Annotated in this window: 11 protein-coding genes; 5 read left to right on the top strand and 6 right to left on the bottom strand. The window is 54.4% G+C overall.

Going from position 1 to position 14,592, the window contains the following annotated elements:
* Nucleotides 1–3: 3 nt before the first annotated feature.
* Complete coding sequence (locus MHN01_RS00565) at nt 4–2,568, bottom strand: class I adenylate cyclase (protein ID WP_239409561.1); 2,565 nt, start codon at nt 2,566–2,568, stop codon at nt 4–6.
* Nucleotides 2,569–2,980: 412 nt separating this feature from the next.
* Between MHN01_RS00565 and hemC the strand changes: the two genes are divergently transcribed.
* Genes hemC through MHN01_RS00545 form a run of 4 tightly spaced genes read left to right on the top strand, consistent with a single transcriptional unit; the run spans nt 2,981 to nt 7,077 of the window.
* Complete coding sequence (gene hemC, locus MHN01_RS00560) at nt 2,981–3,913, top strand: hydroxymethylbilane synthase (RefSeq protein WP_239409560.1); 933 nt, start codon at nt 2,981–2,983, stop codon at nt 3,911–3,913.
* Nucleotides 3,913–4,674, top strand: coding sequence for a uroporphyrinogen-III synthase (locus MHN01_RS00555; RefSeq protein ID WP_239409559.1), 762 nt, complete (start codon nt 3,913–3,915; stop codon nt 4,672–4,674). Before hemC ends, MHN01_RS00555 begins: the two co-directional genes overlap by 1 nt.
* A 4-nt stretch (nt 4,675–4,678) precedes the next feature.
* Nucleotides 4,679–5,893: a uroporphyrinogen-III C-methyltransferase gene (hemX, locus tag MHN01_RS00550; RefSeq protein WP_239409558.1), complete on the top strand. Its 1,215-nt coding sequence runs from the start codon at nt 4,679–4,681 to the stop codon at nt 5,891–5,893.
* Complete coding sequence (locus MHN01_RS00545; RefSeq protein ID WP_075762141.1) at nt 5,890–7,077, top strand: heme biosynthesis protein HemY; 1,188 nt, start codon at nt 5,890–5,892, stop codon at nt 7,075–7,077. The genes hemX and MHN01_RS00545 overlap by 4 nt, the downstream gene beginning before the upstream one ends.
* Nucleotides 7,078–7,446: 369 nt before the next feature.
* Here the strand turns inward: MHN01_RS00545 and MHN01_RS00540 are convergent, their stop codons facing one another.
* The 3 genes from MHN01_RS00540 to MHN01_RS00530 all read right to left on the bottom strand — a co-directional run bounded on the left by MHN01_RS00540 (nt 7,447) and on the right by MHN01_RS00530 (nt 12,004).
* Complete coding sequence (locus MHN01_RS00540) at nt 7,447–7,905, bottom strand: hypothetical protein (protein ID WP_239409557.1); 459 nt, start codon at nt 7,903–7,905, stop codon at nt 7,447–7,449.
* A 90-nt stretch (nt 7,906–7,995) separates the two neighbouring features.
* Complete coding sequence (locus tag MHN01_RS00535) at nt 7,996–8,766, bottom strand: class I SAM-dependent methyltransferase (RefSeq protein ID WP_239409556.1); 771 nt, start codon at nt 8,764–8,766, stop codon at nt 7,996–7,998.
* A gap of 76 nt (nt 8,767–8,842) precedes the next feature.
* Nucleotides 8,843–12,004 carry an EAL domain-containing protein gene (locus MHN01_RS00530; RefSeq protein WP_239409555.1) on the bottom strand — a complete coding sequence of 1,054 codons (3,162 nt, stop codon included), beginning with the start codon at nt 12,002–12,004 and terminating at the stop codon, nt 8,843–8,845.
* Nucleotides 12,005–12,143: 139 nt separating this feature from the next.
* On the opposite strand from MHN01_RS00530, the gene asnC reads away from it, so the two are divergent.
* A complete protein-coding gene (asnC, locus tag MHN01_RS00525) occupies nt 12,144–12,605 on the top strand; it encodes a transcriptional regulator AsnC (protein WP_075762137.1) in 462 nt (153 codons plus the stop codon).
* 43 nt (nt 12,606–12,648) lie between these two features.
* Here the strand turns inward: asnC and hemB are convergent, their stop codons facing one another.
* Nucleotides 12,649–13,695 carry a porphobilinogen synthase gene (gene hemB / locus MHN01_RS00520; protein WP_239409554.1) on the bottom strand — a complete coding sequence of 349 codons (1,047 nt, stop codon included), beginning with the start codon at nt 13,693–13,695 and terminating at the stop codon, nt 12,649–12,651.
* Nucleotides 13,696–13,747: 52 nt separating this feature from the next.
* Entirely contained in the window at nt 13,748–14,542 is a 795-nt protein-coding gene (tatD, locus tag MHN01_RS00515; protein ID WP_239409553.1) for a 3'-5' ssDNA/RNA exonuclease TatD, read from the bottom strand.
* Nucleotides 14,543–14,592: the final 50 nt, after the last annotated feature.

Here is a 14,592-nt window from a genome sequence, read left to right as displayed (position 1 = left end):
CGGCTATCGTGTCGATAGCGACATCATGTTGGGGGCGGCTCCAGCCGCCGAAGGTCGCGGGATTTGCTGGCCACTCTTGAACGGGATCACCTGCGGCTCACCGCCATCGCTGTGCACAATGTCGTAGAACTGCGGCAGGTTAAAGTTGATGAAGTTGGCACTGTAGCTGAAACGGTCCTGGGCCGAGGTGTAAGAACGGTTTACCCCGTGAACCATCTCATCTTTGTCGCCGCTGCACTGGCGATAAACTTCGACTCGGTTCGACTCGTCGAGAATGTAGATGTTATAGCCGGCATCACAGTCTTCGAAGAAGAACTGGATCAGGCCTTCGCTGGCATAGGCATCGACAATTTCCGGCGGGTGCGGCTCATCGGCCTTGCCCATCACCAGATTGGCCGAGCCAAACAACTTGTTGGTCGAAATGCAGCTATAGAAGTCGACGGAGTTTTCCAGCTTCTGGACCGACACGCCACGACGCTCGAAGAACAGACCATGGGTCTGTTCGCCAATACGAATCGCCTTGAAGCGGCGGCGTTTTTCCTGCTCAACCGGCTTGAGGCGCATTTCGATACACTCGGCCACCAGCTGATAGACTAGGTTCCGGATCAGGCCGCGCATGTGCTTGCTGTAGCAGAACACATCCACAGATTCCGGCGGGATTGCATCCTGATGCATCTTGCCCAGTACCGTCTTCAGCGCATCCAGCATGGCATTTTCGCCGCTGAAGTTCAGGGTACGCACCTCGTTCCACGAGTTACGGTAGACTAGGTCCACACTGCCGACCAGGCAGGTCTGCTCGGGGCCATAGCTAAAGATATCGGTATTTTTAAAGTCAAAACGGACTGAACGGTTTTTCAACTCGGTCGTCGGATCATTTTCCAAGTTGACAAACAACCCGAGCTGGCGAATTTCGCACGGGCTCGACAGCGCCTGCAGGCCCGGCTGCGGACGGCGGATCGGGAACGTATTGCGGATATCACTGACCAGCTGATAGAGCTTGTCGATATCCATCGCAGAATCGCGTACCACATTGTGCAGACAGGTCGATTCGGTTAACAGGCCGTTGAAGTATGCCCAGGCAACCAACTTGCTCAGGTAACGGTTATGCTCCAGTGACGGCTGGCCCAAAATGGCATACGGATCGAGCGAATGCTTGTACAGATACCAGCCAGCCGCATTGGTCCGCCCGGCCGGTACCTGGATCAGGCTCAGGTTCGGCTCGTGCAGGTCTGGGGAGATCTGCGGGTTAAGCAAGGTGACTTTACCCGGCAGGACCTCAAACGCTGCATACAGTTTACGCGCTAAAATACTGATATCTTCCGGGCTAATCGCCGAAGTGATGTTATTACGGCGGGCAAAGCGGATCAGGTTACGGTAGCTGAGCATCAGAGCATCGAGCAACTCGTTGTGCGCCCGCTTGACCTGCTCTACCTTCCAGTCACGGCGGTTGTCCAGCTCAAGCAGCACCTCTTGCGACCACTGCCAACCCGACGTCAGCTTGCCCAGAACCTCACGACGCCACGCCACCGAGCCGGAGGCCGGCTCACGGGTCAGCTTCTCATGCGTCTTGAGGTAGAAACAGCGGCGGACCAAATCCAAGCGGCGGTGATCGTCAATACGCTCCAGGTAACGCGTCACCTTCTCAAGCATCAGGTAATACGCATCCATGCAGTACTCGGTGCGATCTTCCGAGAAGAAGCGGCGCTTGCCGTCGACACTGAGCAGCTGGGTGTGCGGGTATTCCCATGAATATGCCTCGAGCAAAATCGCTTTCAGTACCGATTTATACGGCGAGTCGATACTCTTATAGAGCTGCCACAAGCTGGAGCCGAAATACTCCTCGGCCGGAATCCGGGTCAGGCCGCCGAAATCAATCCACTCTTCACGGCGGATATACCCATTCGAATCAAGGTAATCGATATATTCGTCGTAACACTCTTCCATTTCAGGCGGCACCATGAACCACATCAGGCGCTGGCCGGCGAGCTGGACCGCCGAGCGGTAAAACTCATCAAGCAGCAGCAGGTGCTGGCTCGAACCACAGTTATCGCCGGTCATCTGCTCGGAAAAGTTATCGCGGAAACGATTTTCGTCAATCAGGAAGAAGTTGGCCTCGACGCCCTGTGCCATCGCCCAATCAGAGATCAGCGAGCACTTGCTCTCAAGCGCCTTGCGATCATCCGCCGCCATGTCGGTACGGATACAGACCCAGATATCAAGATCACTGGTCAGACTCTGGCCCAGCGAAGAGGTACTACCCATGGCATATAGGCCAAGGATCGGGTATTCACCGTCAGATAGCTGAGGAGGGGTGATGGTCGACTGGCTGGTGAGCGCACAATCGTCGATCAGCTGTTGCTGCTGCTCGGAAACGTCAAACGCGGCAATGCCTACAGGCACGGCCTGATCAAGATAACCAGGTACCGCCGGATGATTGTAGTGGAGTAACACTGTCAGCAGGTTAAATACCTGCTCGGACTGCGCATTCATGGCTGCGCGGGCACGCTCCAGTCTTAGCTGGTTGTGCTGATCCAGTCTACTTTTAAGCGTCTCGATATAATTATGCAAATTACTCTTCCAAGAGCTACCAGCTAGAGAGCGGCCCAAATCTTGTCATTATTAGTGTAGATAGTGTCCTACACGCGAGCAAAAACGTGATCAATGTAACAGTTTTTGCTTTAACCGTAAAGATAGTGACGATTTATGACAGCTTATGAATGGCTCGCTTTTTGGCAACATGGCGATACGGCCCATCCTTGTCCTGATTCCCTCAAGCTAGTACAAACTCAATAAACCGCCAGCGACGGTATTGTAATGAATTTTTCACTTCAAGGTTATGTGAGAAATATCACATTAATTGCAACACATATCAAGACAATACTGCTTCACCGCACTGAGGGCAACAAGTGAATTACCATCATGGCGCAGTAGTGATACGATTACCGTGTATAAATGCAAGCGATTTAATGGACCCGATTCTATGACCGATAAACCGATCCGCATTGCCACCCGCAAAAGCCCGCTGGCAATGTGGCAAGCAGAATTTGTAAAAGAGGCACTGGAGCAGGCGCATCCGGGCCTGATTGTCGAACTGGTACCTATGGTAACCAAAGGCGATATCATTCTGGATACCCCGCTCGCCAAGGTCGGCGGTAAAGGTCTGTTTGTAAAAGAGCTCGAAGTGGCCATGCTTGAAGGCCGCGCCGACATCGCCGTGCACTCGATGAAAGATGTCCCTGTTGAGTTCCCTGAGGGCTTGGGGCTGGTGACAATTTGCGAGCGCGAAGACCCGCGCGATGCGTTTGTCTCCAACACGTTCAATACTATTGATGAACTTCCGGCCGGTGCCGTAGTCGGCACCTCGAGCCTGCGCCGTCAATGCCAGCTTCGCGCCCAGCGCCCTGATCTGGTTGTCAAAGACCTGCGCGGCAACGTCAATACCCGTCTGCGCAAGCTCGATGACGGCGAATACGATGCCATTATTCTCGCCTGCGCCGGCCTTATGCGACTAAAAATGGACGATCGCATCCGTGATGCCATCGCACCGGAAACCAGCCTGCCTGCGGTCGGCCAGGGGGCTGTCGGCATCGAATGCCGTCTGGATGACACCCGCGTCCGTAAGCTACTTGAAGCCCTGAACCACCAGGAAACCGCGACCCGCGTACTCTGCGAGCGTGCAATGAACAACCGCCTGCAGGGTGGCTGCCAGGTCCCTATCGGTAGCTACTCGGAACTCAAAGGCGATCAAATCTGGCTACGCGCCTTAGTTGGCGAACCTGACGGCAGCAAGATTGTTAGCGGCGAGATCAGCGGGCCGGCCGCTGATGCAGAAGCATTAGGCACCCAACTGGCAGAGCAGCTGCTCGACGACGGCGCCAAGGACATCCTGGATAAGCTATACGGCAACGCCTGATGACCATACTGATCACCCGCCCGGCTCCGGAATGCCACCAGCTTGCCCAGCAGCTCAATGCGGCGGGGATCAGTGCTATTGCCCAACCACTGCTCGATTTTCAGCCGGGAAAACAACTCCCTACGTTGATTTCTCAGCTAAATCAGCTGCAATCAGGGGATTTTCTGATTGCCGTCAGTGTTCATGCAGTGAACCTGGCGCACAATTACTTAACAACACAAGGTGCCAGCTGGCCAAAAAACGTGCATTATATGGCCGTTGGGCACAAAACTGCCGCTGTACTCTCCGAGTGCACCTGCAACGACGTGCAATCACCTCAGTCGCGCTGTGACAGTGAAGGATTACTGGAATTACCGGCACTGACTCAAGCTCGGATACAAAACCGCCGGATACTGATTTTACGCGGCAACGGCGGGCGTGAATTGATCTACCAAACCTTGCAACAGCGCAAGGCCGAGGTCAGCTACTGCGAAACATACCAGCGCAGCTGGCTCCCTCTCGATGGCGAGCAGTTGTGCCGGGCATGGCAGTCGAGGCAGGTGTCGGCACTGGTTGTCACCAGTGGCGAGCAGCTGGCATACCTGAGTAGTTTAATTCCTGATGACAACAAGGCTTGGTTTCTTCAGCGTCACCTTTTCGTACCAAGCCAACGAATCGCGGACCAGGCTACAACGCTTGGTTTTTGTACAATTTCCACCGTGGGGAGTGCGGCCAACAACTGCCTTTTCACGACCCTAAGCAAGATAGGCACGATGGGATAATCGGATGACTGACAAAAAAACCAATAACGAAACCTCTGCAGATAACAAACAATCGGCAGTGTCAAAAACAACGGATAAGCAAGGTCAATCAAGTGCCAAAGCCCAGGCACCTGAAACCTCTGCCCCAAAGGAAACAGCAGCCAAGGCGAAAGCCAGCCAGCCAGCACCTGCTCCTCAGCCAGCCGAAAAGCAAAGCGGCAGTAAAATGGGGGCTATCGCCATTGCCCTCGTCATCGCACTTGGTGCCGGCCTGTACTACCACGGTCACCAGCAAACCCAGGCCCAGAACGCCAAAATGGCTGAGCTTCAACAGCAGCTGGCAGGCGTGAAAAGCAACCTGACAAGCAGCATTGCCGCGACCAAACAAGAAACCCTCAGCCAGGTAGAGAAGAGCCTGCAACGTACCGATGTCTCTATCTCGCAGCAGGGCAAGTCAATCACCGGCCTGCAAATGGCACTGTCGGAAATGAAAGGACGCCGTCCGAACGACTGGCTGCTGGCCGAGGCGGATTACCTGGTCAAAATGGCCGGTCGTAAACTGTGGCTGGAGCATGACACGGCCAGTGCCACCATCCTGCTTGAATCTGCCGATCACCGTATTGCCGAGCTGAACGATCCAAGCATGACGCCGATCCGCGAAGCCATGCACAGTGACATCACCGCACTGAAAGCCGTTGCCCGTGTTGACCGCGACGGCCTGGTGCTTCGCCTGACCAGCCTGCAGGAAGCCGTTGCAACACTGCCGCTAGCCAATGCCATCGTGCCGGAAGCGACAGCGACCGAGTCGGGCACAGTGTCAACTTCTGTTGACGACTGGAAAGAAAACCTGAAGACATCCCTGAAAAACTTCAGCGAGCACTTTGTTACCTACCGTACCCGCGACGGCAGCGTGATCCCGCTACTCTCGCCTAAGCAGGACTTCTACCTGCAGGAAAACATCAAGTCGAAGCTGGAAACCGCAATCAAGTCGGTCTACCGCGAGCAGGGCGAGCTATACACCAAGTCACTGATGATGGCCAAAGAGTGGGCCGAGCAGTTCTACGACATGGAAGATCCTGCCGCGCAAAGCTTCATCAGCACCCTGGATAAACTTGCACAGGAAAATATTGAAGCGAGCTACCCAAGCACGCTGAAGTCACAGCCTCTGATCACCAACGCCATCAGCGAGCGCCTGCGCCAGCAAGTGAAGCCACTTAGCACAGAGGAGAACCCAGCATGATCAAACTATTATTGCTGGTTGCTGCGCTGATTGCCGGTATTGTTGCCGGTCCGATGCTGGCAGGCAATCAGGGCTATGTACTGATCTCTGTCGCCAACCAGACCCTGGAAATGAGCCTGACCACCCTGATCCTGATTGTCGTGATCCTGTTCGGCTCTTTCTTCCTGCTGGAAACCATTCTCAAGCGTATCCTGTCTGTCGGCAGCTCGACCCGTGGCTGGCTGTCTGGCCGCAAAGCACGTAAAGCACGTCAGCTGACATCAACAGGCTTGATGAAGGTCATCGAAGGCGACTGGAAACAGGCCGAGAAGCTGGTTGTCAAAGCCGCCAAGCACAGCGACGCGCCATTGCTTAACTACCTGGCCGCCGCAGAAGCCGCACAAAGCCAGGGCGACGCCAACCAGCGTGACGAATACCTGAAACTGGCTGCCGACATTGATGGCCAGAATCTAGCCGTGGCACTGACTCGCGCCAAGCTGCAATTCCGTCAGCAGCAGTACGAGCAAGCCGTGGCAACTTTGCAGGATATTCAGCACGAACACAGCCGTAACCCGGTACTGCTGGCGCTGCTAAAAGACTGTTACCTGAAGCTGGAAGACTGGAAACCGCTACTGGCACAGCTTCCCCAGCTTGAGAAACTTGGCGTGATCACCGCCGAGGAAGCGGCTGAACTGCAAATCAAAGCCGAATGCGGGCTGATGACCCACATTACCCAGCAAAGCGGCAGCGAAGGCCTGATGGGCCACTGGAACAGCCTCAACCGTAAGACCAAGCAACGCCCTGAGCTTATTGCCTGCTTTGTAAGGCTAATGAGCAGCCACAGTGCCGACAGCGAGGCCTACACCGTGCTTCGTGACGCGCTGAAGAAAAACAACGACGAAGATCTGATTGAGCTGGTACCGGCACTGAACCTGGCCGACTACCACCCGGCCATTGTCCGCCTGACCGATCTGCTTCGCTATGACAGCAGCAACCCAAGCACATACAGTGCACTGGGGCAGCTGTATATGCGTGAGGAAAAATGGGAGGAAGCCAAGCAGCACTTCGAGAAGGCTATCGAGCTACGACCGAATATGGCTGACTACGGCTACCTGGTTGATGTAATGGAAAAACTGAACGACAGCAAGGCTGCCGCCGATCTTTCCCGCCAGGCCCTGACACTGGCTCTGCCGGCCAAAAATTAACATCATAGCAACATAATATTTTGAGGCAAAAAGCACCCATTTGGGTGCTTTTTTATTCTTAAAATCAGAAATTTATGTGTCTAGTCGCGATAGTTTGTATCCAAGTGTTAACAGGCATTTCATCTTATATCTGACCTATTGCTAGCATTATGTAAAAGTTATTCAATGCCACCTCTAGTCGCTAACAGATGGATAACTAACTATGGATATGCTTCCTTGGTTAATCGTTTCTGGGATTGTTGTTTCTGTGATCACTTGCCTGATGACAGCGGTTTTGATCAAAGAATCATAATCGGCCGGAAATTAAAAAAGCCTCCGTACTCGGAGGCTTTTTTAATGGTGTCATGTGTCAATGGGTATTACAGGCGACTAGAGCTTTAACGCTTTCCTGGTCTTCTGCAGCGCCTTCTCATAGCGTTTAACTGCCTTGGCGGCTTTCTTCAACCGCTTGTTTTTCTTCTTAGCCAGCTTCTTCAGGCGCTTGACCTGTTTTTTGGTCACTGCAGGCAATAGAGCCACACTCTCCTGCTCAACAGTGGCAACCGCATCCAGCTGGACGCAAGCCACAGCTGGCAGCGCCGGGAGCGGCCGAACGTTGGTGCCCTGCCTTTCTGCCTCAGAAGCCATTATTGGAGCAGAATCCTCTTTGGGCACAGGGGCCAATGACGCGGCTTTCTTAAGGGCGCTGGGTTTGCACAGGTAGTCCTTGCTGCTGGCCGAGCGTGCACAGCTGCTGCAGACAAAATTAGGCGTACTGACTATTTTGCTGATTTTGGCAAACTGATCGACAATTTCAACTCGGCGATATTTACATAAAGACTTTGCCATTAACCACTCCTTCAGCCAAAGCCAATGATTATTATTCTTTCTAAGGGTAACACCACATTGTAATGAGCAAAAGATAGGGACCGAGCGGCCCTATTTCATCGCAGCCAGCACATAAACATCAAAACGGTTTTTCTTGGTCTCTATCGCCGTTGACGGCTTTTGACCGGCCAAGAATTCGGCGTAGTCAGGACGCTTGACCACCACCCGTTTGGTTGCCAATATCATCGCCGGTGCCAGCAAGCTGTCTGCATCACTATCTGCGCCAACCAGGGTCTGGAACACTCGCATTTCCTTCTTCACCAGTGCCGACTTTTTCTTGTGCGGATACATAGGATCGAGATAGACCACATCCGGCGCAGCAAACTCAGGATCTGCCGCCAGCTTCTCCAGGGCATCATGGCTTGAGGCATGGAGCAAGGTAAGCCGCTCACTGATCCAGCCACCAATGTCGGGATCCTGCTGTGCACGGCGCAGACCGTCATCAAGCAACGCCGCCACCACCGGGTGACGCTCGACCATTTGCACCTTGCAACCCAGAGATGCGAGCACAAAGGCATCGCGGCCCAGCCCGGCCGTACCGTCAACCACTGTCGGCGTCACGCCGCCCTTCAGGCCGACCGCCTTGGCGATGGCCTGACCACGTCCGCCACCAAATTTACGCCGATGGGACGCCGCCCCGCCCGCCAGATCAACGTACACCGCGCCCAGTTTCGGCTCGTCACGTTTGTGCAGCTCAAGCCTCTCGCTCGTCAGTACCAGGGCAAAAGTACTGTCTTCATCATGGCTCAGCCCCCAGCGCAGGGCCAATTCATCCAGTTCATGCTGACGGTCAGGCGTGTCACAGATTAAAGCGAGTTGCACAGAATTCTCCGGTAATCAATCAATAAGCCCCGGCATACGGCTCGCACCGAGCGACCTAGGGATATAAGGGTCAGGATTATACCACTGCCTCCGAGGATTGGCGCAACTCGCTTACCAGCTCGGCCAGTGGCTGCGGTTTGCCAAACAGGTATCCCTGAGCATAGTCGACACCGAGATCATCAAGCCGAGTCAGGATAGCTTCGTTTTCGACAAACTCGGCCACAGTCTGCTTGCCCATTTTCTTCGCCAGCTCGTTGATGGCCTTCACCATGGAATAATCCATCTCGTCGTCGGCGATGTCCCGCACAAACATGCCGTCAATCTTGATAATATCCACCGGCATTCGCTTCAGGTAGCCAAACGAAGACAGCCCGGATCCGAAGTCATCCAGCGAAATCAGACAGCCCAATGACTTCAGTTGGGTGAAGAGCAGTATCGCCTCGCTCATATTGCCGATGGCCGCCGTTTCGGTGATCTCCAGACACAGCTTGTTGGTCGGCAAGCCGGAGCCGCGGATTTTCTCCACCATGAACTGGATAAAGTCCCGGTTGCCCATCGACTGACCCGAAAGATTAATCGAGCACAGCTCCAGTTGCTCGACCGCCTCTGGATGGGCGACGAGCCAGTCAATAACGGCATTGACCACATAGCGGTCAATCAGGTGCGCCAGGTTATAGCGCTCAGCGGCCGGCATAAACAGCCCGGGGGATATCATGGAGCCGTCGCTCTCGCGGATCCTAACCAGAATCTCGTAATGCTGTTTGTTGCTCGTGGAGGTTAGCGGGGCAATTTGCTGGGCGTGCAGCTCCAGCCGTTTCTCAGCCAGCGCCTTACGGATCAAGTTAACGCACTCCATTTCCAGCTCGCGGCGCTTGAGCTCTTCATCATCCGGATGGTAGAGATGCAGACGGTTCCGCCCCTCATCCTTGGCCACATAACAAGCGGTATCCGCCTGGGCATGAACCTGCTGGGTCGAACCAGCCGTCTCGTCGATAAGCCGGATCCCAATCGAGCCGCTAAAGCTAAACCGGGAGTTCTGCCAGTAAAACTCGGCCTCTTCCAGCAGGTGCAGAATTTCATTACCAAACTGCACAGCCTCAGCCGAGCTGCAATGACGCAGTATGATGGCAAACTCATCGCCACCCAGTCGAGACAGCGTAGCCTTCTCTGGGGTGATCCCCCGCAGCAGCAGGGCAACTTGCTTCAACGCTTCATCGCCGGCTTCATGGCCCGCGGTATCGTTAATCACCTTGAACTGGTCAAGGTCGATATACAGCATGGCATGGCGGGCTTCCAGCTCCCTGGCTTCGAGCAACACCTCTTCCAGCTGCTGTTCAAAATGGTTACGGTTAAACAAGTCCGTCAGGTAGTCATGGCAGGCCTGATACTCCAGCTGCGCCTCCAGTTCACGGGTCGAGGTTATATCCTCGCCAACCAGCAGCAGCTGAAGTTTTGACTGGGTAGGGCGAATCGTCTCGCGGATCCAGACGGTATGACCATCAGCGCATTTGTACCTGAGCTGCCGGCGCCAGACCTTTTGCGCATTGTTCTCGCGCACTCCCGAGATGTATTGCTGCGGCAACGGCACATCATCGAAATAGAAATCCGTTACCTTATGCCCCAGCATCTGACGCTTGCTGTAGCCCAGCAGATCGGCCGCAAACTGGTTAACCGACTGAATACGAGCCTGACTATCGACAGCCAGCAGGATGACCGGCTGCTGCTCGTAAAGCAGGCGGTAGCTGACTTCCCGCTCGCGCAGCTTTTCTTCCATCTGGTGACGGGAGGTCACATCACGGGCCTCAAACAACAACTGCTCCACTTCACCGACCGACTCCGGCATGCGCTTCATCGCAATATCCAATACCCGCCGGCCGTCCTCGCTGCTCTGGACCTCGACCTCAAAGCGGACCCGCTGATCCTGCCAGGCGGCATAAAAGGCCTTGCTCAGGCGAGAAACCGTTTCCTGATCCCAGCAGTGCCAGCGCCACATCGGGCTGTCATATTTGATAATTGAGCGACCGACCAGATTCTGGAGGGCCAGATTGCCAGAAATTAACACCCCGTTGTAATCGAGAATGCCGATATACTGAAAGCTCTGATCAAACACCCCTTCGAATAGCGCCCTGCTCTGCTGCAGCTTGCGCTCGCTCTTGCGCAGTCGGCGAATGATCAGGCTAAGAAAAACAATGATTGCGCCCATAATCACCACAGCCACAGTAATCGCCCGCAGCTCTTTGTTATAGCGCTCAAACCAGCTCTGCGGTTTATTGATCACCACCACATCATCCGGCACGTCTAACCCCCAGCGCTGCAAGACCTGGTGGTTAAACATCTCCTTGCTCGCACTATAGGTAAACGTCGGCAGCTCGCTGATTTCGCCATCGATAACCGCCACCAGCAACTGGCCAATTTGCTGCCCCTGCTCATAGCCACTGTTCATAACACCACCGACCACGCCTTGCTCAAGCAGGTACCGGTAAGAGGCATATACAGGCGCAGAAGCGACCTTGGTCAGCGCCCTGACAAAAGGGCGGCTCCCCATATAGTCGCCGCTGCTGTCAAAATAATAACTCAGGAAGATAATTGCAGATTGGTCCGGCAGTTGCGCGGCACGTGAAAAGATGTCGTCGAACTTACCGGGAGGAAAACGGTGTACAACCAGCTCAGACGGATTCAGTGTCAGGTAGTCATTGATCTCCTGCCACATCGCCTGTCCGGTATAAGTCTCGTCTGCTATCACATAGATTTGCTTTAGGTCAGGCTGCTGCGACAGGGCCAGAGAAATATTGTCTACCGGGTTGTTCACTTCCAGCACACCCGCCACCTGCGACAGCTGATCATGTTTCTCAGGCTGGTAGTGATTGATCCCCACCATCAATACCGGCGTCTCCCCGACCTCTTCAGAGAGCTGGTTCACCAGCCACAGGGCATTATCATCCGTCACCACAATCGCCCGGTATTTTTCCCGGGTCAGCTTGGCCCGGTAGATATCAAGCAGTTCGTTGAGATAGCTAGCGGACTGGTAGCGCTTGCTATCCATATAGCTGACATGAAGGGGAATATCATGAGGTTTCGAGGCCGACTCCAGCCCGGCCTGCAACGAATCTGTCCATTGCATGCCCTGGTGATAGGAGTGGATAACCAGTGTATCTTTCACCTGGGCATAGACCGGTGCCACCAGCAACACCAAAAACAAAGCTAGAAAGCGCATAGAACGTAGAAGGGTCCCTGTCATCAAAGTTCATAGTATGCGCAGGCCTAGCTGCCGGCGCAGCTGTCTAAATACAGCGCAATTAAGTCTGATTATTCGATACTGAAGCCAGCTCAGTATAAGATATGAGCTGTATCGGATAAACAAGGGATAATACAAAACCATGACCCAGCCACCACGGATTGACGATTTAGATCGCGATATCCTCAACGCCCTGATGAATGATGCCAGGATCCCTTATGCAGAAATGGCCAAGCGGTTCAATGTCAGCCCCGCCACGGTGCATGTCCGAGTGGAAAAAATGCGGGCAGCCGAGATTATTACCGGTACCGAAGTGGTCGTAAACCCGAAGCTGCTCGGCTATGACGTCTGCTGCTTTATCGGTATCAATCTAAACGCCGCCCGTGACTACCATTCGGCCCTGGCCAAGCTCAACGAGCTGGACGAGGTCGTCGAAGCCTATTACACCACCGGTGCGTACAATATTTTCGTCAAATTGATGTGCAAGTCGATTGAGGAGCTGCAATATGTGCTAATCGACAAGCTGCAGGCGATTGATGAGGTGCAGTCCACCGAGACCCTGATTTCGCTGCAGAACCCCATCAACCGCAACGTACAACCATAAAAAAGGCGAGATACTCCTATCCCGCCTCTTACTCAGTGGAATATTAGGCTTTATTGTCGCTGTCTGCCTGACGGGCAGCCGCCTCTTCAGCCAGCCACTCGGCAACCGGTTTGGCAAAGTAGGTTAGAATACCGTCGGCACCGGCACGCTTGAAGCACAACAGCGATTCCATCACTGTCTCGCGCTCTTTCAGCCAGCCGTTTTGTATTGCCGCCATGTGCATCGCGTATTCGCCTGATACCTGATAGGCAAACGTCGGTACCTGAAGTTCACTCTTCACCCGGCGTACCACATCCAGATACGGCATACCCGGCTTCACCATCACCATATCCGCGCCTTCGTTGACATCCATGGCCACTTCGTGAAGGGCTTCATCGCTGTTGGCCGGATCCATCTGATAGGTCTTCTTGTCGCCACCTTTGAGGTTACCCGCCGAGCCGACCGCATCACGGAACGGGCCATAGTAGTTCGAGGCATACTTGGCAGAATAGGCCATGATCTGGGTATGAATGTAACCCGCCTCTTCCAGGGCTTCACGGATTGCGCCGATACGGCCATCCATCATATCGGACGGTGCAACCACATCGGCACCGGCTTCGGCATGAGACAAGGCCTGCTTGATCAGCACCTCGGTCGTCACGTCATTCATCACGTAGCCGGTCTCATCGATGATGCCGTCCTGACCGTGAATCGTAAACGGGTCCAGTGCCACATCGGTGATCACGCCCATCTGCGGCACATGCTCTTTCAGCAGACGAACAGCGCGCTGAACCAGGCCTTCTGGGTTATACGCCTCTGCGGCACAGGTGCTTTTGAAATCCTGCGAAATCACCGGGAACAATGCAATCGCCGGCACACCCAACTTTGACAGATACTCCGCTTCTTCCAGCATCAGGTCAATTGACAGGCGCTCAACGCCAGGCATCGACTCAACCGTTTCACGGCGGTTTTTACCCATCAGGATAAACATCGGGTAAATCAGATCATTCACAGAAATCTGGTTTTCTGCCATTAGACGACGGCTAAAGTCATGCTTACGCATGCGACGCATACGGCGGGCTGGAAACGCGCCCTGGATAGATACAGACACTGCATACTCCTTGTATGGGTTGGTTCGCTTTTTGCTGATGATACCACTCTCGTCAGGCTTCGGGCGATCCGATTGCAAAAAATGCCTGGGTAGTAGTATAAGAACAGGCAATCACTTCAGCCGCTTCCTGATTGCGACACTGGGCAATCACAGAGGCGATATGCGGCAAGAACTTAGGTTCGTTTCGGCTGGACTTGGGCTTGGGGCGGTAGTCCCGCGGCAGCAAATACGGACAGTCCGTCTCGATCATCAGGCGGTTATCCGGAATATGATGCACGATCTCGCGCAGCTCAGTGCCCCGGCGCTCGTCACAGACCCAGCCGGTAATACCAATATGCAGGTCCATCGCCAGGCACTCTTTCAGCTCTGCCTCAGTTCCGGTAAAGCAGTGCAGCACCGCAGCCGGAAGGCGGTCACGCCACGGTTTCAAAATTGCCAGAAAGCGCTCATGGGCATCACGACAGTGCATGAAGACGGGCATATTAAGCTCAGCCGCCAGGGCCAGCTGCGCCTCAAAAACGGCTTCCTGCTGGGGCCGCGGCGAGAAATCGCGATTGAAATCCAACCCGCACTCACCGATTGCCACCACTTCCGGCTCTGCCGCCAGCTGGCGGATAGCCGGCAGGGACAGATCAGAAACGGTTTTGGCATCGTGCGGGTGCACCCCGGCCGTGCTATAGCAATATTGCGGCCACTGGCGGGCCATCTCCTGTGCCTGACGGCTCTCTTCGATACAGGTTCCGGTCAGCACCAGGCCCTTGACGCCAGCCTCCTTCGCCCGTTCAATCACCGCCTCGCGATCCTTGTCAAAACGACTATTGGTCAAGTTGACCCCGATATCTATCATGTGATCATCCATCTCTGAAAATTGTATAAAAAAAACCGGCCAGCGGCCGG

This window comes from Photobacterium sp. OFAV2-7 (assembly GCF_022347985.1).
Classification (GTDB): Bacteria; Pseudomonadota; Gammaproteobacteria; order Enterobacterales; family Vibrionaceae; genus Photobacterium.
Note: the sequence above shows the minus strand (reverse complement) of the source record. Positions and strands in the feature narration are given on the sequence as shown.